General features: G+C 34.6%; 17 protein-coding genes. 12 read left to right on the top strand and 5 right to left on the bottom strand.

Annotated features, from left to right (window positions below):
- Nucleotides 1-32: 32 nt before the first annotated feature.
- Nucleotides 33-443: a CBS domain-containing protein gene (locus tag EDD66_RS12600; protein ID WP_123609946.1), complete on the bottom strand. Its 411-nt coding sequence runs from the start codon at nucleotides 441-443 to the stop codon at nucleotides 33-35.
- Between the two features lie 134 nt (nucleotides 444-577).
- On the opposite strand from EDD66_RS12600, the gene EDD66_RS12595 reads away from it, so the two are divergent.
- The 5 genes from EDD66_RS12595 to EDD66_RS12575 all read left to right on the top strand — a co-directional run bounded on the left by EDD66_RS12595 (nucleotide 578) and on the right by EDD66_RS12575 (nucleotide 6,496).
- Nucleotides 578-1,927 (top strand): amidase family protein, encoded by a 1,350-nt coding sequence (locus EDD66_RS12595; protein ID WP_170164348.1) that lies wholly within the window; start codon nucleotides 578-580, stop codon nucleotides 1,925-1,927.
- A gap of 85 nt (nucleotides 1,928-2,012) precedes the next feature.
- A complete protein-coding gene (locus EDD66_RS12590; RefSeq protein WP_123609944.1) occupies nucleotides 2,013-3,695 on the top strand; it encodes a flavin monoamine oxidase family protein in 1,683 nt (560 codons plus the stop codon).
- 287 nt (nucleotides 3,696-3,982) lie between these two features.
- Nucleotides 3,983-4,558: a helix-turn-helix domain-containing protein gene (locus EDD66_RS12585; RefSeq protein WP_123609943.1), complete on the top strand. Its 576-nt coding sequence runs from the start codon at nucleotides 3,983-3,985 to the stop codon at nucleotides 4,556-4,558.
- Nucleotides 4,551-5,750, top strand: a complete 1,200-nt coding sequence (locus EDD66_RS12580) for an MFS transporter (RefSeq protein WP_170164347.1) — start codon at nucleotides 4,551-4,553, stop codon at nucleotides 5,748-5,750. Before EDD66_RS12585 ends, EDD66_RS12580 begins: the two co-directional genes overlap by 8 nt.
- Nucleotides 5,751-5,878: 128 nt before the next feature.
- Nucleotides 5,879-6,496, top strand: a complete 618-nt coding sequence (locus EDD66_RS12575; RefSeq protein ID WP_123609941.1) for a hypothetical protein — start codon at nucleotides 5,879-5,881, stop codon at nucleotides 6,494-6,496.
- 89 nt (nucleotides 6,497-6,585) lie between these two features.
- Here the strand turns inward: EDD66_RS12575 and EDD66_RS12570 are convergent, their stop codons facing one another.
- Together EDD66_RS12570 and EDD66_RS12565 are read right to left on the bottom strand one after the other, a co-directional pair.
- Nucleotides 6,586-7,899, bottom strand: coding sequence for a hypothetical protein (locus EDD66_RS12570; protein ID WP_123609940.1), 1,314 nt, complete (start codon nucleotides 7,897-7,899; stop codon nucleotides 6,586-6,588).
- Nucleotide 7,900: 1 nt separating this feature from the next.
- Nucleotides 7,901-8,377, bottom strand: a complete 477-nt coding sequence (locus tag EDD66_RS12565; RefSeq protein WP_123609939.1) for an RNA polymerase sigma factor — start codon at nucleotides 8,375-8,377, stop codon at nucleotides 7,901-7,903.
- A 578-nt stretch (nucleotides 8,378-8,955) separates the two neighbouring features.
- Between EDD66_RS12565 and EDD66_RS12560 the strand changes: the two genes are divergently transcribed.
- Nucleotides 8,956-10,392 (top strand): amino acid permease, encoded by a 1,437-nt coding sequence (locus EDD66_RS12560; RefSeq protein WP_123609938.1) that lies wholly within the window; start codon nucleotides 8,956-8,958, stop codon nucleotides 10,390-10,392.
- Between the two features lie 83 nt (nucleotides 10,393-10,475).
- On the top strand, nucleotides 10,476-12,389 hold the full coding sequence (gene cooS / locus EDD66_RS12555; RefSeq protein WP_123609937.1) for an anaerobic carbon-monoxide dehydrogenase catalytic subunit: 1,914 nt from the start codon (nucleotides 10,476-10,478) through the stop codon (nucleotides 12,387-12,389).
- 182 nt (nucleotides 12,390-12,571) lie between these two features.
- Here cooS and EDD66_RS12550 read toward each other — a convergent pair whose 3' ends face one another.
- A complete protein-coding gene (locus EDD66_RS12550; RefSeq protein ID WP_123609936.1) occupies nucleotides 12,572-15,925 on the bottom strand; it encodes a 5'-nucleotidase C-terminal domain-containing protein in 3,354 nt (1,117 codons plus the stop codon).
- A gap of 121 nt (nucleotides 15,926-16,046) precedes the next feature.
- Between EDD66_RS12550 and EDD66_RS12545 the strand changes: the two genes are divergently transcribed.
- From EDD66_RS12545 to EDD66_RS12530, 4 genes are all read left to right on the top strand, one after another.
- A complete protein-coding gene (locus EDD66_RS12545; protein WP_123609935.1) occupies nucleotides 16,047-16,838 on the top strand; it encodes a MerR family transcriptional regulator in 792 nt (263 codons plus the stop codon).
- Nucleotides 16,831-17,760 carry an ABC transporter ATP-binding protein gene (locus tag EDD66_RS12540; RefSeq protein ID WP_123609934.1) on the top strand — a complete coding sequence of 310 codons (930 nt, stop codon included), beginning with the start codon at nucleotides 16,831-16,833 and terminating at the stop codon, nucleotides 17,758-17,760. The genes EDD66_RS12545 and EDD66_RS12540 overlap by 8 nt, the downstream gene beginning before the upstream one ends.
- A 1-nt stretch (nucleotide 17,761) precedes the next feature.
- On the top strand, nucleotides 17,762-18,532 hold the full coding sequence (locus EDD66_RS12535) for an ABC transporter permease (RefSeq protein ID WP_123609933.1): 771 nt from the start codon (nucleotides 17,762-17,764) through the stop codon (nucleotides 18,530-18,532).
- A 178-nt stretch (nucleotides 18,533-18,710) separates the two neighbouring features.
- Nucleotides 18,711-19,733, top strand: coding sequence for a hypothetical protein (locus tag EDD66_RS12530; protein ID WP_170164346.1), 1,023 nt, complete (start codon nucleotides 18,711-18,713; stop codon nucleotides 19,731-19,733).
- 76 nt (nucleotides 19,734-19,809) lie between these two features.
- Here EDD66_RS12530 and EDD66_RS12525 read toward each other — a convergent pair whose 3' ends face one another.
- Entirely contained in the window at nucleotides 19,810-20,442 is a 633-nt protein-coding gene (locus EDD66_RS12525) for an SIMPL domain-containing protein (protein ID WP_123609931.1), read from the bottom strand.
- Nucleotides 20,443-20,585: 143 nt separating this feature from the next.
- On the opposite strand from EDD66_RS12525, the gene EDD66_RS12520 reads away from it, so the two are divergent.
- Nucleotides 20,586-21,893 (top strand): metallophosphoesterase, encoded by a 1,308-nt coding sequence (locus EDD66_RS12520; RefSeq protein WP_123609930.1) that lies wholly within the window; start codon nucleotides 20,586-20,588, stop codon nucleotides 21,891-21,893.
- Nucleotides 21,894-22,091: the final 198 nt, after the last annotated feature.

Raw genomic sequence — 22,091 nt, 5'->3', positions numbered from 1 at the left:
TTTTTCGTTCAGTTTTATAAAATATTTACCACTTATGGTTTTGAAATATTTTTAAGAGCATCTTCTGCATTATCTTGTAAAACAGGCTCCAGTGAGATGTCCCCTAAGGCGACAATTCCAACAAGGCTGTCATTCTCTACAATTGGCAGACGGCGAATCTGTTTTTCGCCCATAATTTTTACCGCATCATTTACATTCATTTCAGGACTTCCAATTACAAGGTCTTTTGACATGACATCCCGAACCCTCTGATGAGGACTCTGACCTTCTGCAACGGATCTTAAAGCAATATCCCGATCAGTTACAACACCTATTAATTTATCTTCATTACAAACAGGAATACAACCGCAATCACAACTTTTCATTAGTTCTGCGGCTTTCTCAACAGTATCGTGTTCATTTACCCAAGTAATATTTTTAGACATTATATCTCGTACTATCATAAAATCACCTCCAAAAATAGAATGCCCATAGTTTAAAAATTTTATGTTGCTAAAAGTTAGTTGATAAATCCAGGATATTTTTTTTATTAATTAATATACTATTTTGTGAATATATGAGTAAAAGAGGTATTTTTGTGAATATAAATGAAATTTCAATAACAAATATAAAAGAGATGTATGAACAAAATAAAATATCCGTTCAGGAACTTGTTGATGAATATCTTAATAATATTACTTATTATGACCAAGGAGAAAACAAATTAAATAGTGTTTTAGAAATTAATCCGGATATAACGGATATTGCCAGGTATCTGGAAGAACACAAATCAGAATATACAAGTCCATTGTATGGAGTACCTATATTAATAAAAGATAATATTGATACAGGAGATAAAATGCATACTTCTGCAGGAGCATTAGCACTGGCTGATCTTAAAGCCAGTAAAGATGCAGATGTAGTGAAGGTACTTCGAGAAAAAGGTGCTGTTATCCTCGGAAAAACCAATATGACAGAATTGGCTAATTATATGACAAAAGGAATGCCGCCTGGTTACAGTTCCAGAGGAGGTATGGTAGCTTCTCCGTATAATAAGACAAAATCCCCCTCTGGATCCAGTACAGGCTCTGCAGTTTCTGTAACTGCAAATTTATGTGGGGCATCTTTAGGTACAGATACCTCGGGTTCTATTATTTCACCTGCAATTGCCAATGGAATTGTTGGATTTTGCCCATCCGCCGGGATACTTAGTACCAATGGAATTCTACCTGTCAGCTTTACGCTGGATACAGTAGGTCCAATGACACGTACGATTATGGATTCTATTCTATTATTTTCAGAGCTTACCAATATAAAAATACAGCCCAAGGAAGGAAACTTAAAAAATTGGGTTATAGGTATAGATGACAACTCCCTTAATAACCTTACTGGGGAAGAAGAGAAGAAATCATTAAATATCTTAAAGGAATTAGAAAATCTGGGAGGTAAAATAGTGAGGATAAAATTACCCACTGTACCAAAAAATAATTTAAAGGGTATTGGTAAATATGAGTTCAAATATTCATTGAATAGATATTTTGAAAATGTGAGGAAGGAGTTTCCTATTCGTTCTTTAAGGGATATTATAAAATTTAATAATGCTCATGGGGAGAAAGCATTGAAATATGGTCAGACACTTTTATTGGAAGCAGAGGAAAAGACGAAAGGTGACTTAAGTGAAACTGAATACAAAGAGTTATTAATGGACCGGGAAGAGAAAAAAAGAATAATGAAGGAACTCTTGGATGGAATAGATATTTGTATACTGTTTCAGGAAAATCTCATTTTGCAATATACTGGATTACCGATTCTGTCAATACCACATGGATTATATAATGATGGAATGCCCTATGGAATCATAGTAACTGCCCAAAATGATCAGAAATTATTACAATACGGTTATAAATTGGAGGAATTGATAGGCTATAGAGTGCCACCTAAATTATAAAAAATGGAAATTCATCCCAATGTGATATATTTTAATTTTTCAATTAATATATTACTACAGTAGTAAATATGAAAGGTATTGACAAATGGATATTCCTTTGAATCTAGTCCCTAATCCTACGGATGAGCAAAGACATGAAATGTTAAGAGAATCTTTATCTGCTGTTGGTAGATCGGAAGATTATGAGAATATTATTAATGCACTAAGACCACCGGATGATATAAAATTTATTGCTCCGCTTGGAGAATTACGTGGAATCCGTATCGGCATCATTGGAGGTGGTCTTGCAGGTTTAACCGCAGCCTATGAATTAAGAAAACTTGGTGCTCAAATTACAATTCATGAAGCAAATATGGAGAGAATAGGCGGGAGAGTTTATACTCATTATTTTGATAGTGAAAGAAAATATTATGGAGAATTTGGCGCAATGAGGTTTCCTGTTTCTCATGAAACTACATGGCATTATATTAATTTATTCAATCTGGGGACTCGTTCTTTGACGTCTCCAAGACGTAATAATTTCTATTATGTACATAATACAAGATTAAGAACGACAGAATCTGTTCAAGATATATTATATCCTTTATTTAATTTAACAGAGAGAGAGAGAAATACTCCGTGGCCGGAATTGCATGATTATGCATTTAATTATATATTAGAACAGATGGCTCCGAATGTAAGGCTGGAGTTATTAAGTATTCTTACCGTATACTCTCAGGAAATTGAAGCACTGATGTATATGTCCATCAGGGAAGCTCTTGAGTATCTGGATTTAAGTCAGGAAGCTATCAGTTTGATCTCTGGAATAAATTCTCCCAATGGCGCTACATTGGATATAAGTTATGATGAGGTCCTTCAGCAGGAATATACGATGGATTTCATAAATACCTATCAAATGGATGGAGGCAATACTAATTTACCTTTAGCATTTTATAATTCTTTTACTGCAGAAGATTTAGAGCAATACTATAGTATTCCAACGGACATGTTGGGAACGGTGGAATACAGGGCAGGGCATTATGTGAATGGAATTTTTAAAACAAACAATGGAAAAGTTACGTTAAGATATAATACTGAGCCAAATGGAAAAGACACCCTGGAGGTATATGATTATATAATATGCTGTATCCCGTTTTCTTCGTTAAGAACTGTGGAAATCAAACCATATTTTAGTAATATTAAAATGCAGTCTATTTTAGAATTAAATTATATCAATGCAATGAAAACAAATTTTCTTTGTAATCAGCGTTTTTGGGAAATGGATACGCCATTTGGCAATATGATCGGAGGAATCTCATTTACGGATTTACCTATTCAATCTATCATTTATCCACCAGACCATAATTTATGTATGTGGGAAGGAGCATGTTCGCCAGAAGAGCCGGGAGTATTACTTGCATCATATAATTTAAACCAGAATGCAAACAGGGTAGCTAATATGGAAGAAGTGAGGCGGTTTGAGTTCATAAAGCAGAATGTGGAGGAAGTACATGGTCTGCCTAGGGGATATTTAAATTCTATTATTGCTGATTATAAGACAGTTGCATGGTATAATGAACCATATTTAAGAGGAGCCTTGGCATATACATTACCAGGGCAAAAACGGACTTTTGCCTATATTATGAAACAACCGGAATTTGAACAGAGAGTTTATTTTGCAGGAGAACATATATCCAATAAGCATGGCTGGATGCAGGGGTCTTTACAGACAGGGAAGGCTGCAGCTAATGAGTTGGCGCTATATCACTATACTCGTTTTCGACGATGAATCCAGACCAATAAGGGGGCTGTTGCAAAATACAGTTGTCTGAAATTAGAAGACTTTTATATTTCTAGAAATTTGTGCTCCGTCGCGCGAAAGGCAGCGGCATTCTCTATCTTGCCGCTTTTCGCACATACATCGCACAAATTATCTATGAAATATAAAGGTCTTCTTACTATACAGATGTTCTTATATTTTGCAACAGTCACTTTATTTTTCACTTTACATTACGTAATGTGTAATGTTATAATATATGTAATGTAAATAGTATATAATAGATACGGAGGAATATTGTGAAAGTCATTAAACTTAATACGAAGGAAAAATTGAATATATATATGAATCCTACCCGTCAGCAAATACTGCGTCAATTAAACCTTTCTAATACTCCAATGACTCCCAAGATGTTAGCCGATAAATTACAGATCTCTGCATCCGGAGTACAACATCATATAAAGAAGCTATTAGCTATCGATGTAATTGAATTGGATCATCAAGAGATGATCCGCGGAATCAAAGCCAGCTATTACAGACCTGCCCTTGTAACGGTTCAGATAGGTTTGGAATATGAGGATGAGAGTGGATCACAAAGAGAAGTTTTAATACAGGATTCCATAGCAAGAGTGTATGATGGATTTAGAACTTCAATGAAAGAACGGCTTGATGCTACAGAAGAGAAAAATTATCAGCATATAAAAAAATGGGGAGACATTATGACAGGAGTAATTCACCTTAATGAGAAAGAATCCGATGAATTAATAGATCTGATAACAGAATATATTGATAGCCATCAAAAACCATCCCCAAAGACCTCTTCCTGGGAATATGCGGTCATACTTTACAACACAGGAAGGGGAGGAAATGGATAAAATACAACAAATAATTCTGTTTACTAATAGTTTCACATTGGGATTATTAGTACCGCTCCACAATTTGATTCTCTTGGAAAAAGGGGCAGATATACAAACATTACCGATTTTATTGATTGTCTATTCAATTACTTTATTAAGTTTTGAATTACCTAGTGGTATATGTGCCGATTTACTTGGCCGAAAAGTGGTTTTTTTAATTTCCTGTTTTCTTCAATTTATATCTTTTTTATGTATATTATTAGCCACAAATTTTTCCTATTTAGTTCTTGCAATGATTTTTAATGGTTTAGGCCGTGCATTTGCTTCGGGAAGCCTGGATGCCTTGTTTATAGATCAGACTCTTAAGAAACAAGGGGATGGACATTTATCTAAAATTACTACCCGCATTGCATTATTAGAAGGATGGGGGCTTGCTTTTGGCGGTATTATGGGAGGATTTATTGCCCAGATAAGTGGTGATTATATTGCCAGTATTATTGCAAAATTATTATTTTTGACTATCTTATTTCTGTTATGCCTAATGATTGTAAAGGAAGACGGGAGTAAAGAAATGAAACAAAGAATACCATTACGGGAACATTTAAAAAAGGGAGGAGCAATGGTTCATTCTTCTTCTAAATTCAAACTGATCTTAGGGGGAGTTTTTTTATCTGGATTTATGATAATGACTGTAGAAACATACTGGCAGCCAGCATTTAGAGAATTATATATTACTAATAATGGCACCTGGCTTTTAGGAATCATAACTTTTTTCGGGTTTATGGCAATTACAATTGGAAATACTATTTCTAATATTTTATTAATTAAATTTAAAAACAAGTGGTGGAAGATATATAATATCTGTCGTTTCAATCTTGGTGCCTGCATTATATTATTTGGTATTTCACAAAATGAAGTTAAATTTGTATTTTGGTATGTTGCTGTTTATATGTTGTTTGGTACCAGTAATGTAGTAGAAAGTACTTTAATTAATAAGATAGTACCAGGTAATTTAAGAGCAAGTATCCTTTCATTAAATTCATTGATTTTTCAACTGGGTGCAATGTGTGCATCTGTATTTTCAAGTTTCTCAATTACATATTTGAAATTTTCCGGAATATGGATCATAGCAGGAATATTCATAATTGGTTATGCTATAACAGTAATGATTGCTGCCATGAAGCAAAATTCAGTAAAATGTGATAATTAGTTTTTATTAAAGAAAATTTTAAAATAAAAATTTACATAAACAATAGAGTAACTCTAAATTACATTTGAATAATAAAAATAATCCTGCTAATACTAAATACAAAGTTTAACTTAATTAGGAGGAATATTATGAAAATTAAAAGATTGTTTTTATTAACGTTATTAATTTCATCTTTATTTGCATTTGTAGGATGTAATAATAAGGATGGCACTACTCCAGATACGAACGAAGATACCACTGAAGATACGGATGATGCTACGGATGATACCACCGATGATGTTGCTGATGATACTACCGATGATGCAAATGATGAAGAAACAGATGCAACAACAACAGCTTCTATCGTAAATAAAGAAGAAGATTTTGAGAAAGCGCTGGGAACTGATGGAACCTGGATCATATGTGCTTTAAAAGATTTAAGCTTTAATAAAGATCTTGTTCTTGAAGGAGATTTTAAGAATAATAAAGATGAGATTCAACGTAAAATAGCCCTTTACACCCAGGATGAAGATCGGACAGTAACCAATAGATTTACATTAACTGCTCCTAAATTAACAATTAAAAGTCCAGCAGCAAGTATCCAGCATGGAACATTTAAGGGCGATTTATATGTTGAGACCAAAGATTTTCAATTAGTTGATGCAACAGTGGATGGTAACATTTATTTCAACAGTGATGATGCAAAAACTGGTTTCAAAATGGATGCAGAATCAAAGGTAACAGGAAAACAAGAAGTACAAAAATAATTATCTGATTAATCATCGTAATTGACAGAATAAAAAGAAGGGACTACGAACGAAGTAATGAAACGTAGCCCCTTCTTTGACTATAATAATTAATAGATACTTAAGTTTCCAGAATCAACTACTTTAATCGCAGAACCGGTAGGGTCCAGTTTTAATAATTCATCGATCTCACTGTCACTTGCGGATACAATACCTACTTCAATATAGTTTTTATCTTCCATAATTCCCGAAGAAGAGATGAAAGAGAATTCTCCATTTTGCATTTTTTCACTGATTTTGTTTTGAATCTCAGTTAAGTAATTATAGGAATGAATTGCCTTTTGGAATATTATATCTGTACTGGAAGCAATTTTTCTGATTTCATCCTTATTTGTAGCAGAATCATCAGTCAATAATACTACAACTTTTCCATTATCATTTAAATATACACCTGCATAATAATCAGGATATCCATTTGTATTTACCCATTCAAGGATTTTTGAGGCGGCCTCTCCTTCCATATTCTGATCTATGATCTTATTACTATAATCAGCGCTTATATCAATTTCAGCAGTTTTTATCAGCCAGCTATTAAAATTATCTTCCAGTTTGTCAAAGAAAGCATAGCCTCCCTGAGTTAAATACTTGTTCAATGGATTATAATTTAATACTAAAGTTTCTCCGGATGATGTAAGAATTTGTACTGTTCTTTCTTTAAATTCATCCCCCGGAACAAATTGATAGCCACTATCTTCAATCTGTTTTGAAAATTCCTCTTCTTTTAATGATTTCATCGTTAATAATTGATTATAGAACATTTCTATATCTGCATCTGTCAATAAGATATCTTTTATTGATTCATCAGGATTAGATGATTTTACAATAACTTCTTTTATATCATCTGGATTCTGAATTCCATAAATTGATAAAATATCGGAAAATCCATAGTTTCCATCTTCCCCTGTGAATCGGAAGAATTGATATAGTTCATCGTTGATCAGAATATAGACCAGATCATTTCTATCTGCAATTTGATATACTTTCATTCCATCTGTAGTCTCTGTTAATAACTTCCCTTTTGTTGTTGAAAAATCCAATGATTTTGCTTCATTTTCAGTTAAAAGTTTATACTCAGCCTGGTGATTATTCAATGTAAAATTTTTGACATAAAGTGCATTTAATTCATTTATACTTGAATCTGTGTTTACGTTATTTGGAATATTTGCGGGGGCCTTGATAAATATGTTATTCACTGCAATAAGACAAAGGATTGCAGCTAAAGCACCTGCAACAGGAATAAATCTTTTCATCAATATCCTCTCTTTTTTTGAATTTTTATTTTCACAATACCTTATTACTTCTTCTTCAAAATTAGTGTTGAATCTTATATGATCCATACTTTTTTTATAAATATCTTTTTTCATATTACCATTCTCCTTTTAACTCTTGTTTTAGTAATGCTCTTCCCCGCTGTAACTGGGTCCGGATCGTTGAAGACCTCTTTCCCAATGTCAAAGCAATTTCTTCTGCTGAATACCCCTCATAATAGTATAGATGGATTACAAGCCGGTATTTTGCCGGCAAATTCATAACTGCTCCAAGCACGCTGCTCTCTTCTTTTGGCAAGTAGCTTAATTCTTCATCTAATGGAACGTTCTTTCGAAATATAGAAGAGCTTAAATAGTTTTTTGCTTTGTTTATAGTAGATCTTATCAACCATGCTTTTCTATGTTCTTCACTGGTAAAATCCGGATTCTTTTCAAATACCTTTACAAAAACATCTTGTACGATATCCTCTGCATCCGCTGTATTTTTAACATAGGTGAAGGCAATCTTTAACAGCATATTGGAATAGGTCTTAATAAGTTGTTCTAATGGGTTTATGGCGCCATTATATACCATGTTCATTCCCCCTTTCACTAATAATACAAATTAAAAGAATGAAATGTCTCAAATGAAAAAATAAAATTTAATTATTTATAATAGTATTTCCTATATTCTGGCTACAGTATTTAGAAATACTTAAATACTGTAAATGCAATAATTAAAAATCAAATTGGATAGCACGAAAAGTCAACATAAATTGTCGAATAATTCAAAATAATATCGCAAAGAAATTTAATTATTATTTGACTTGGTTTATAATTGACTATACAATATAAGTATTGAGGTCAAGCGGCAATACAAGTTTTGAAGGAAGCGCCGCTGGTCATCTGATAAATTTCTATAGAAGGAAGTGATCTAATGGGAGATAAAAATCCAAAAAAGGCACCAAAAAAGAAACAGACATCCAATAAGACATCTACTCAGAATACAACTACGAATTCAGCTAAAAAACAAAAATAAATTAAAATTCCCTCGATTATTATAATTTCGAGGGAATTTTTATCGTCATACACCAGGCAGATTCGATGGAATATATTTTCTCAATTTAGGAATAATATTTAAAAATATTATCGATAAGGGAAATAGGAACGATTATGGAGAATAAAAACAAAGGGAAACATTCGAAAGGTTTGTCAGCTTGGCAGCTAACGATGATGGCATTAGGGACTGTAATAGGTGGTTCTTTTTTTCTGGGCTCATCTGTAGCTATCAGAGCAGCAGGCCCCTCCATTTTATTATCTTTTATTATTGGAGGAGTATTAGTTTATTTTATCCTTTATGCCTTGTCTGAGATGACAGTACACAACCCGACAGCAGGATCTTTTCGAACTTATGCAACAGAGGCATATGGTCCTGGTGTGGGATTTGTCGTAGGATGGGTATACTGGACGGGTATGGTATTAGCCATGTCAAGTGAGGCAACAGCGGTTTCTATATTGATACGTCAATGGTCTCCGGGAATATCAATTGCAGTCCTGGGAAGTTTCATTATAGTCGGAGTAACGCTGCTTAATTTATTAGGTGCAGATAAACTAAGTAAATTGGAAAGTGGTCTGGCGGCTGTAAAAATATTGGCAATTTTTATATTCATTATAATAGCCATACTATTGATCACTGGAGGTATTCCCGGAACCAAAGGAATAGGAGCAGGCGAATTATCAAACCGTTCTTTCATTCCAGGAGGGATTGGAGGAATTGCAGGGAGTATGCTTCTTGTTATGTTTTCTTATGCAGGTTTTGAAGTGATCGGATTGGCAGCATCCGAAACAGATAATCCATCGGAAACAGTACCTAAAGCAATTCGATATACTGTTTTTTGTCTTGTTGGATTCTATGTTTTGTCAATTGGTTTATTACTTCCCCTCATTCCAACAGCAACACTTACAGATGATACAAGCCCAATGGTAGCAGCTTTAAACCGTTGGGGAATGGGGTGGGCCGGAACAGCAATTAACATTGTATTAATCACAGCGATTCTTTCTACTATGCTGGCAGCTATGTTTGGGCTGGGAAGAATGATGCGGTCTTTGGCAGAAGTGGGACAGGCTCCTGTATGGTTAAAGGAGAAAACGGATATTCCGTTTAGGGGGATTTTATTTTCAGGATTTGCAATGCTTTTAGCTCTTGGATTTGGGTTATTGCTTCCTGAGGTTTATATTTTCTTAATTAGTTCAGGTGGATTTTCTCTTTTATTTGCTTATACAGTAATTGTTGCCACCCATATCAGGTATCGTAAAAAGAATGGATTCCCTTCAGATGGAAAGTGCCAGATGTGCGGCTATCCTTATACATCTCTCATTGTTTTAATATGCTTACTGATATCAATTTTTTCCATGCCATTAGTTCCCGGTCAGAGTTCTGGCTTTATAGCAGGAATTGTTATGACGGGAATATATGGGGTCATCTATCTTATTTTGAGATACAGGACAGCTCATAAGGAGAAAATGCAAGGACTTTATAAGCAAAATAGAGAACAGTTATCCATGGAGATTTCAGATGAACTTACAAAGAGAGAGAAAGAGAAAAGTTAGTTGAATTTATTTAAGGGAAATTTTGCATTTAAATTATATGAATGGACATATTAAAAAAGAATAAATGATAAACGGAGGTTATTATGGCAGAGACAATTTTAGAAAAACTTGAGGGACGTGTAAGTTATCACGATTCAGTAGAAGAAATGCTTATTCGTATTAAAAAGGACGGACTTTCCAGTGTATTTTCCAGATGGGAAGATCAGGAGAAGATTCGATGTAAGTTTTGTTTGGAAGGGCTTAGTTGTCAGCTATGTACTCAAGGGCCCTGCAGAATCAGCGAGAAGGCACAAGCTTTTAAAGGAGTCTGTGGTATTGGACCGGATGCCATGGCAATGAGAAACCTGCTTATGCGAAATATTATGGGTGCGGCAACCTATGCCCATCATGCATACGAAGCCTTTCGAACATTAAAAGCTACCGGTGAAGGGAAGACAACTTTTAAAATAACAGATGAGGACAAACTAAAATGGATGTGTGAACAAACAGGTATTGATACAAAGCAGAGTATTAATCAGATGGCGATACAATTAGCAGAACTCCTTGACAGAGAGATGAAAATTAATCCGGATCAGGAAAGTGTCATGGTTAAAGCGTTTGCCCCTAAGAAAAGGATTCCATTATGGAAGGATCTGCACATAAATCCTTCTGGTGTTCAACATGAAGTAGAACTTTCCATCGCAAGTTGTTTGACCAATGTGGATGGTGATTATGTATCCTTAGCAAAAAAAGCACTGCGATTGGGATTGTCTACAATCTATACTGCACAAATTGGATTAGAAATGACTCAGGATATCCTGTTTGGAACTCCAATGCCTCATGAAGTAGATGTTGATCTGGGTATTATGGACCCCGATTATGTAAATATTGCTTTTAATGGACATCAGCCATGGATCGGTGTAGCAACTTTACAAAAAGCCAAAATGAAGGAATATCAGGATTTAGCCAGACAGGCAGGAGCAAAGGGAATCCATATTGTAGGTTCCATTGAAACTGGTCAGGAGATGCTTCAAAGATTTGAAGTGGATGATGTATTTGTTGGATTGATGGGTAACTGGTTAGCTATAGAGCCATTCCTTGCAACCGGTACTGTGGATGCCCTTGTCATGGAGGAAAACTGTTCTCCGCCGGCAATTGATCAATATGCGGAAAAATATCAAGTTGCTCTTGTTAGTGTAAGTACAATTATTGGGGTACCGGGTGCAGATCATGAGATGCCATATTATCCGGGGAAAGCTGAAGAGATGGCAGAACAGTGCATTAATATTGCAATAGAAAATTTTAAGAAGAGACATGATAATATAAAACCAATGGTTCCAAAACACAAGAGAAAGGCGATTGCCGGATTTTCAACAGAAGCTGTTTTAAAGGCAATAGGAAATGATCTTAATAATTTAGTGGATGTTATTGCAAGCGGACAGATCAAAGGAGTGGTAGCATTAGCAAATTGCAGTACACTTCGCAATGGCCCCCAGGATTGGAATACAGTGAATCTTACGAAGCAGCTGATAAAAAAGGACATACTTGTAGTTGCCGGCGGATGTGGTAACCATGGTTTAGAAGTTGCGGGCATGTGCAGTCTGGATGCAGCCAATGAAGCTGGTGAAGGGCTAAAAGGAGTATGTAAAGCACTTGGAATTCCACCGGTATTGAGCTTTGGTACTTGTACAGACACAGGTAGGATATCAATGTTAGTTACAGCATTAGCAGATCATTTGGATGTAGATATTTCAGATTTACCAATTGCTGTGACAGCTCCGGAATGGATGGAACAAAAAGCTACCATAGACGGTATCTTTGCAGTTGCATATGGAGCATATACCCATCTGTCGCCAACACCGTTTATCACAGGTGCACCTGATCTGGTAAAACTTGTGACAGAGGATGTGGAAAGTCTTACGGGAGGGAAAATTGCCCTTGGAGATGATCCGGTGCAGGTAGCAAATGATATAGAAGCCCATATCTTAAAGAAGAGGCAGAAGATGGGATTAAGTTAATCTGATTATTGGACTGCTTCTTTCAGTAAATAGAGGCTGTTGCATTTCTAATCCTATTATTATAACAAAGGCTATGATCTCCCTTTACACAGTGGATTACAGGGAAAGCATAGCCTTTGCTTATTATTCGTAATAGTTTTACAACAGCCTTATTTTTATTTCAACATCAAATAAGTTCCGCGTTATGCGGCTTTTTTACCCTTTATAATATCTTTTTGATTCGCTGAGATATCTTTTCCTTCAATTAAGACATTTTTACTATTAAAGTTCAGCTTACCATGTTCTTTGATATATTGAATTAATACATCACGAATTGGTATATTTGTGTTATTTACCTCAATTGCTTTGGAAAAATCATAATTATCGCCATTTTCAGCCATAAAATCATTGGTTGCAACAGAATAATATTCATCCATCATAAGTAAACTGCCATCCATTAATTTTATGGAATTTACCTTTTGACCATATGGTTTTCCAGGATTATAAAATACTTTGATACCTGAATATTGAATCCAACCGATTTCTTTATTCTCAATACCATGTTCAAATAGTTTTTTAATATCGGAACCTTTCATTTCTAAGGTTACAATTGTATTATCAAATGGCATTAAGCTGTACATTGTTCCAATTGTGATATTACCTTTTTCCACAGGAATGCGAATCCCTCCACCGTTGGTGATACCAATCTGTGCCCTGCCTGCCTGTCTCATTACTTCGGCAACCCATTCTCCAAGTTCAGAAACATTGGTAAATCTGTCATGAGGGTATTCTTTTTCTGCCTGACCAATTACAACATCCAGTTCTTTTCCTACTTGCTTTTTATATTCCTCTACCATTTGAATAACTTGTGGATTACCTTTATTGGTTTCATTCATGCTGCCAATAGGTAGTAATTCCATATCTATACCAGCTAAGTCATTACCATTCATATTTAAAGTGATAACGCCTAAATCTCTTCCGTTTTTGCCGCTTTGAATGATAGGTGTTCCATTGACCTCACCTTTTACCAGCAAATGAGTGTGTGCAGATATAATTAAATCAAAATCAGTTATCCTTTTGGCAAGATCAGCTGCTTCTCCAGTAATTGTTCCTTTGGAATCCTGGGCAGAACCTAAATGGGTTAAAGCTACAATTACATCTGCTCCTTCTGCTTTTACCTGGCTAATATATTGAGGTGCAATTTCAGCAGGATCTTTAAATTCTAATCCGGCTACATTAGATGGTTTTGTTTTAAATGCAGTTTCAGGAGTAGCAAATCCAATAAATGCGATTTTAATGCCATTTATTTTTTTTATTGCATAAGGCTTTGCCCATGCAACAGGTGTGTTTGTATTAGCATCATATATATTTGCCGCTAAGAAAGCAAAATCATTACCATTTTCCCATGCTTCAATTCTTTCTCTACCCCAATCAAATTCATGATTTCCAATTGCAGAGAATTCAACATTTGCTATTTTCAAAAAATCATTGATTGGAGCTCCATATAAAATGTTAGAGATAGCAGTGCCTTGATAGTTATCACCAGCTGAAACGGCAATTGTATTTGGATTAATCATTCTATATAAATCAATTCTTCCAGCTAAATTTGCAACCCCAGCTTCTTTTGCCGTACTTTCCACATTACCATGTAGATCATTAAAGGTTAGAATTCTTATTTTTCCTTTTTCTTCGTTACGAAGTTTATTTAAATCATCAATAGTAATTGATCTCACATTTGGTGTTCTTCCGTCTAAAGATACAGGTATGGATATTCTTCCCAAATCAATATAAGCTGATAATTCTTTTCTATCAGTCTCGGACCAATCCATTCCGATGAGTTTCCAATTGTTTTCTATAAAATTAGTAATTTTTTTATTTTTACTAATATAGTCTACAATTAATTCTCTAATTCGGCCCTTATCACCAAGCACTTCATCAGACTTATATATAACTTTAATATCATCACCAAACATTGGTTTTAGTGTTGTAGAATAGCGATAATTATTTACGGCCAATTTGAAAACATCATTATCTTTAACAGCTGTACCATCCGCTTTTGTTGGATTTACAATTCTGGATGAGGCAAAATGTAAATGAGGGCTTCCTGATTTTACGGTATCTGTTGGTACTACTGGTTTAGAGATATCAATAGTATAGTTTATACCACTGAACATATCATAGTTATAACCTCTAATGCTCTCATTAAAAGATACTGTTAAATCTCCAGGTTTGTATGTATTATAATATTGTGCGGACCATTCCATGTAATTCTTTAACTGTGCTCCGGTAATTTCCACTACATAGAGTGTATTATCATATTTATAGATCTTAGCAGCATCTGCCTTGCTTAAAGTTCCCATTTTTACATTAGCATCCGTTCTAAATCCAGCAGCAGATGAAATATCAGCTTTTCCATATTCTTTTTGTACTTTATTAATGAAAGAAATTAACGCGGTAGGTTGAATCTGAATCGTTGGAATTCCTGGAATGGCATCTTCTGGAACTAAGTCACCGTTTATCAATTGTCCAATTTTACTATTTGCATCATCAACCGCTTTTTGATGAAAAGGTGCCAGCTTCTTTGACAGTGTTTCATCCTGTTCATATACTTTGCCGGTTTTTGTATCATTCATAAGAATGAGCTCACTATTTTTAGAGACTACTTTATATCCAGAAGAGGATTTTTTTAAAGAAATTTCAATTTTGGATAAGGCCTGACCATTAGAACCAGGTTCTGTAACTAAAACTCCATTTATAATCTGGCTCGGTATTTGAGAGTGAGCATGGCCTGCTATGACAGCAGTCAATTCCGGAACTTCATTGGCAAGATCAGTGATTCCGGAACCGGTAACACCGTACTCGGAATCAATTCCCATATGCTCCACTGCAATAAAGACATCAACTTTCCCTTTTAAGGCTTTTACAATCTCTTTTGTTTCAGTAACAGGATCTGTGACTTTCCAGCCTTTTAAATTCTGTTCATCCCATTTTACGATATTTGGAGTCACCATACCGATCAATGCTACTTTTACTCCATTTTTATTAATTATTTTATAATTTTTACCAAGAGGAGTTCCATCAGGACGATAGACATTTCCGCAAAGAACAGCAGCTTTACTTTGTTTTAGGATGTGATCAAGATCAGGTAAATAGTTAAATTCGTGATTCCCTAATGTCCAGGTATCATATTTAAGCTCATTCATGGCAACGATCATCGGATGAGCTTTATCCGTTAAAAACAGTTCAGAAGAATTATCCTGTATGGTATCACCATTATCTACAAGAATAGTATTTGGATGTAACTTTCTTTGTTCTTTAATGGCAGTAGCCAGCTGTGCCAGACTTCCAGTAGTTGTAGCTTCATTGGATGCATATTCGTAAGAAATAAATCTCCCATGCAGATCGCTGGTTGCCAATATCTGTAATTCAACCATATTTTTATCTTTTGTCGAAATGGATTTTGCAGTCGTAGTGACCTGTGGTGTAAGCATAGCGAGTATTATTGCCATACTTAACAAGCGAGATAAAAACCTTTTCCCCATTTTTTTGTAATTCATAAAATCCCTCCCATAAATGTAAGATATTTACATTATAACTCTAAAAGTATGTTTTGTAAATTATGTCTTGCATATGACGTAACGTAATGTGATAAGATAAATAAGAAGAGAGGTGTAAAATATGAAAGAAGAACGTTATTTCGTGGGAGAAATAGCCAAAACTACAGGTCTTACGGTACGAACTCTACAACATTATGATAATATCGGATTACTTCCTGTATCAGGAAGAACAGAGAGTGGAAAGAGATATTATACCAAAGAGGATCTTATTAGTCTGGAGCAGATTATTTTCTATAAGATGCTAGACTTTTCTTTAGATGAAATAAAAAAGAAATTAATTGATGGGCCAACAGAAATTGAATTAAAAGAAATATTAGAGCAGCAGGAATACTTATTATTACGTAAGATTGAACAGCTGAATACTTCTTTTGCAACAATAGATGCTTCGATTAAAGTAATTGAGGCGGGAAGACAGCCTCCTTTTCATGTTTTATTGAAATTTATTAAAACCCTTCCAGGGGATGACATATTTGAATGGGCACCATCAAAAGTATCCAAAGAGCAGCAGGAAGTAATGTCTGGACAAATGAAAGATCTGTACGATGTGCAAAAATTTTATCACAAGTGGAAATCTTTACTGATTGAGGCGACGGCGCTGCTTCATTCGGATATTTCCCCATCCTCCAGGGAAGGTCAGGAACTGGCAGGGCAGTGGTGGGACATGTTAATATATATCAGCGGCGGTGATGTTACGAAACTGGAACAGATTGACCAATCAGGAGCTATGAACGAAGAGATGCTGGTGGGAGAAAAGAAGATGTTAGAAGAGGCCAATGATTTTATTCAAAGAGCATTTGATATATATTCTAAAAATAATAATATTCAGCTTAAGGAGATTAAAACCAATGATTGAGATTAAGCAGTTAACAAAAAAATATACGGATAAAGTGGCTGTGGATAATCTTACCCTTGATATTCATTCTGGTGTTGTAACTGGTTTTCTTGGGCCGAATGGGGCAGGGAAATCAACGACGATGCGAATGATCTTAGGGTTGATCGATCCCACGAAAGGTTATGTATTTATAGATAAAAAGCCATATTGTAAATTGGATAATCCTATAAATAAAATTGGAGCCCTTATTGATGCAGATGCAGTAAATCCAAGATTTAGTGCAAGACAGCATCTTACATTTATGGCAACAGCAGCTAATTTATCCAAAGCCAGGGTAGAGGAGATGATATTTCTTACAGGCTTAGAAAAAGCTGGGGATAAACCAATCAAAGAATATTCTTTTGGGATGAGACAACGTTTGGGAATAGCAGGTGCATTGATTGGAGATCCGGATACGATAATACTTGACGAGCCTTTCAACGGTCTGGATGTAGATGGAATCAAATGGCTGCGTAAACTAACTATGGATTTAGCTTTAAGAGGAAAGGCGGTTTTGGTATCCAGCCATCTAATGGGTGAAGTACAAGAAATCGCAGGAAGAGTGATTGTATTAGCCAGAGGTCAATTAATTGCAGACATGGATATGAAAGAAATGAATCAACGAAGTTTAAGTGGGTACGTTCAAGTGAAGACAAACAGGGCACAAGAATTAAGAAGAGCACTGGAAAGCAAAGGAGCTGACGTGATTTCAAATGGGAAAGATGATATACAAGTTAGAAATATGGAAATAAAAAAGATAGGAGAAATTGCTTTTGTAAATAATATTCCATTATATGAGTTATCTAAATATCAGCCAACTTTGGAACAATTATATACGGAACTGACCAAGGGAAGAGAAGATTATTCTTCCAATAATACGAAAAAGAAAAGGGAGGAGAAATAATATGATTTCTCAAATTAAAGCAGAATGGAAGAAGTTGATGTTTATGAACTTCACTAAAATATATTTGCTGATCCTGATGATTTCCAGTTTACTCTTAGGAATCACTTTTTCGCTGACAACTAATATGACTCAAGGGAGAGCACTGAATGAACTTCCAAACATAGATGTTATCACAGCCAATCTGTTAGGAATTGATGTTGGCGCCATTATGTTATTAGTGTTTACAGCTATAATAATATCTTCAGAATTTTCAACAAAGTTCATTCATGTGGTTTTAGCAGTAACGCCTCAAAGAGGGAAAGTATTTTTTGCAAAATTAGCAGCTTTTGGGATATTTTCTACCTGTGTCAGCTTAATCATTACGTCATTAACATTTAGTTGCGGACAGTTCATTCTTTATATAAATGGAAGGGATATGGTATCACTTGCCGATGGGAATATTATAAGATTACTTGCAGGCTGCATGGCCATGCCGATTTTTTATTGTTTGATCACAGTCTGTTTTACCTTTCTTTTTCGAAATAGTGCCTTAAGTATTACCTGTTCTCTTGGCATAATGATTTTACCGGCTTTTATATCATGGTTTGATGAAAAAATACAAATGGTATTGCTGCCATTATTACCCCGTGCTGCTCTTCATAGCTTATCAGGTATCAGTGAACTGGGAACGGAATCAATCAGTATTATAAGAAGTACGATTTCACTATTAATATGGCTATCCACACTATATATGTTTGCTTTATGGAATTTTAAAAGGAAAGATATAATTTGACAAAAAATAATCCGGTGATTATAATAAGCACCGGATTATTTTTTCTGTAAAGAGCATTTCTTCCGGTTATAGAGATACATAAAACATGCATAATACCTGGAAAAAACGAATAATATATAGTAAGTAATGGGTAGGAGACTGTCACTAATTAATTATGAATTCTATTAGAGAAAGGTTCGTGTTAAAGATGAAATTAAAAAACTCTCTATTTTTAATAATTTTATTATCTGTTACTGTTTTTAGCAGTGTATTTTTATTAGAAGCTTGCGGAAAAAAAGAAAAGCAGGAAGCAGATACAGAAAAAGTAACAGAAGAAAAAGCGGATGATAAAAAAAGTGATGAAATGGAAGACAAAGAGAAGAAGGATTCCAGTCAGAGCAGTGATAATGATGAAACCATAATAAAAGATCTTATTACTCAATTTGGGAGTAAGTTACAGAATGTATCGTTATTAGCAGATAAAAAAGAAATCAAAAAAAGTATGGAAGAAAATTATAAAGATTTTGTAACGGAAGAATTGCTTGAAAAGTGGATAAATGAGCCAGTTAATGCACCTGGCAGATTAACTTCCAGTCCATGGCCAGACCGTATAGAAATAAAAGAAATAAAGAAGCTAAAAGAGGATTCCTATCAAGTAAAAGGAGAAATCATTGAAATTACAAGTGGAGAGAAGGATAAAAATGAAGCAGCTTCCAAGAGATCCATTGCATTGATACTCAAAAAAGAAGATAACCACTGGCTTATTGATGATGTTACTTTAGGGGCATTTGAAAATTCCAATGAGATTATTTATGAGAATAAAGAATATGGATTCCGCTTCCGCTTACCTAAGACTTGGAAAGGCTATAAGATCGTGATGGATAAATGGGAAGGGAAGCCGATAGAAGAAACAGAAAATGCTGATTTGGCTGAAAGCGGGCCAATTATTTCTATCAGACATCCAAAATGGACCAAGGAAGAAGAAAGACAGGATATTCCGATTATGGTATTTACTCATGAGCAATGGGATGCCTTACAAAAGGAACAATTCCATATTGGAGCAGCTCCTATGAATCCAAGTGAACTTGGCCGCAATTCAATGTATGTTTTTGCATTGCCTGCACGTTATAATTATGCTTTTCCAACAGGTTATGAAGAAGTGGAAGAGATATTAGAGAGTAAACCTCTGGAACCTGCAAAAGATTTAAAAAAGGCGAAATAATTATTATAGAACAAGGAGTTGCTGCATAGTTTTGCAGCAGCTCCTTCTTAAATCAGAGCTGAATATATAAGAATTTTTAGAAAATAAATTCAACGGAAACAAAAGCATCAATTTGTTTTATTCCAGGTTCTATAGGGGTGGAAGCAATTTCTCTTAAAAAATACTGTTGTGAACGAGGCATAGGTGATGAACTATTTTCAACAATGCGAATAGGAATTGGATCAAAAGGGGTATCAAGTTGTCTTGCGATGGATTTTGCTTTTCGCATAGCATCCATAATGGCAAGATTTAAGGCTTGCTGATAAAACATAGATGGATCGTCAACTTCAAAAGAGATGAAATCTACCACATTAGCTCCATTATTTACAGCAGTATCAATCACAAATCCAGCATTATCTAAATCATTTATCTGTATTTCTAATATATTACGGACAATATATCCTTTATCGACCCTGATACCATCCTCAAATTCATAGTTTTTATCAATAACATATTGAAAAGTCCGGATGTTTGTAATTCCTAATTCAGTTAATGCCTGAATGACATTTTCACTTAATTCTGCATTTTCTGACTGTATTGCTTCAATATTTTCTCCTATTGTCTGTACTCCCAGACGTATCACTGCAGTATTAGGATTGGTTGTAACATGCCCTTGCCCATTTAAGGTCATGGTATTGTACTGAAGGTGCTCCGTTTTCGTTTCTGCCATACTAAAATAAACTCCAAAAACTCTATTTACTTAATTATATAAATGAAGTTATGAAATCATGCAGAAAAATCAAATAGTTCTCTCTATTTACTCATATTATGTTACAATGGATAGCATATATTAAAACAGAGAGGTAAATATAAATGAAATTAAAATATATCCTTATACTCAGTGGCATTTTACTTACACTCAGTAGTTGTAATAAGGTAAAGAATAGCAATTACATGGATTTAGTTGTAAAAGAAAATGGTCCAAGTATTTTTGTTGCTACAGATTTACATTATCTCTCCCGGGAACTTACAGATAATAGCGCAGCTTTTCGGGAGTTTATTAAAGGGGGAGATGGTAAGATGGTGGAGTATACACCAGATATTACAGATGCCTTAATTGATGAAGTGATAAAGGCACATCCAAGGGCTTTGATCCTAAGCGGAGATTTAACTTTTAACGGGGAGAAGAAAAGCCATAAAGAATTATCTGAGAAATTAAAAACTGTGAAGAAGGCCGGTATTCATGTTCTTGTAATACCTGGTAATCATGATATATTAAATCCGCATTCCTATCAGTATAAAGGAAATAAGGTCTATACAACGACCAATATAACGCCGGAGGATTTTAAAAGCATATATGAGGATATGGGATATAAGGATGCATTAGATTCAGATCCTGATTCACTTAGTTATTTATATGAGATAGCAGATGATCTATGGGTGATTATGCTGGATGCCAATAAAGACATGGGATATGCAATTGACTCCGGCAGGATATCTGACACATCCTTTGCATGGATACGGCAGTGCTTAGAAAAAGCAAAGAAGGAAGGAGCAACTGTGATTTCTGTTACCCATCAGAATCTATTGTCACATAATGAATTATTTACAAGCAGATATACTATCCTAAATGGAATTGAATTAACTAAACTTTTAGAAGAATATCAGGTTAAATTAAATCTAAGCGGTCATATGCATATTCAGGACATTCAAAAATCTGAGAATGAGAATGGAATTTATGATATTGTAACAAGTTCACTGGCAGTATACCCAAATCATTATGGTATTGTCCATATTAGTCCTGACAGAAAAATTACATATCAAAGCCAAAATGTTAACGTAAATGAATATGCCAGGAATAACCATAGTAAAGACGAAAACCTGTTAAATTTTGACAATTATGGAAGGCAGTTCTTTTTTGACAGCAGTTATGAAAAAATATATCATTCCCTGGAAGAGGCTGATATCACAGAAGATAAACAAAAAGCAATGGCAGAATATGCAGCAGACATAAATATAAAATATTTTAGTGGAGCTTTGAAGGATACTTTGAAAGAAGATCTAGGTAAAGTAGAATATGATTATTGGATGGAGGAAGGCAAAGATACATTTTTTGGGACTTATCTAAAAAGTATATTAAATCAGAAAAGTGAAGATGAAAATAAGGTAATCTTAAAATAGCAGACAATATTAAATAAGGTACTGTTGCAAAATACAGTTTTTTGAACTTAGAAGAACTTTATATTTCTCGAAATTTGTGCTCCATCGCGCGAAAGGCAGCGGCATTCTCTATCTTGCCGCTTTTCGCACATACATCGCACAAATTATTTACGAAATATAAAGGTTCTTCTTATATATAAAGATTCTTATATTTTTGCA

The sequence above is a fragment of the Mobilisporobacter senegalensis genome (assembly GCF_003752155.1).
GTDB classification, from domain to species: domain Bacteria; phylum Bacillota; class Clostridia; order Lachnospirales; family Lachnospiraceae; genus Mobilisporobacter; species Mobilisporobacter senegalensis.
The sequence above is the reverse complement of the archived record's forward strand: the minus strand, read 5'-3'. Positions and strand labels throughout refer to the sequence as shown.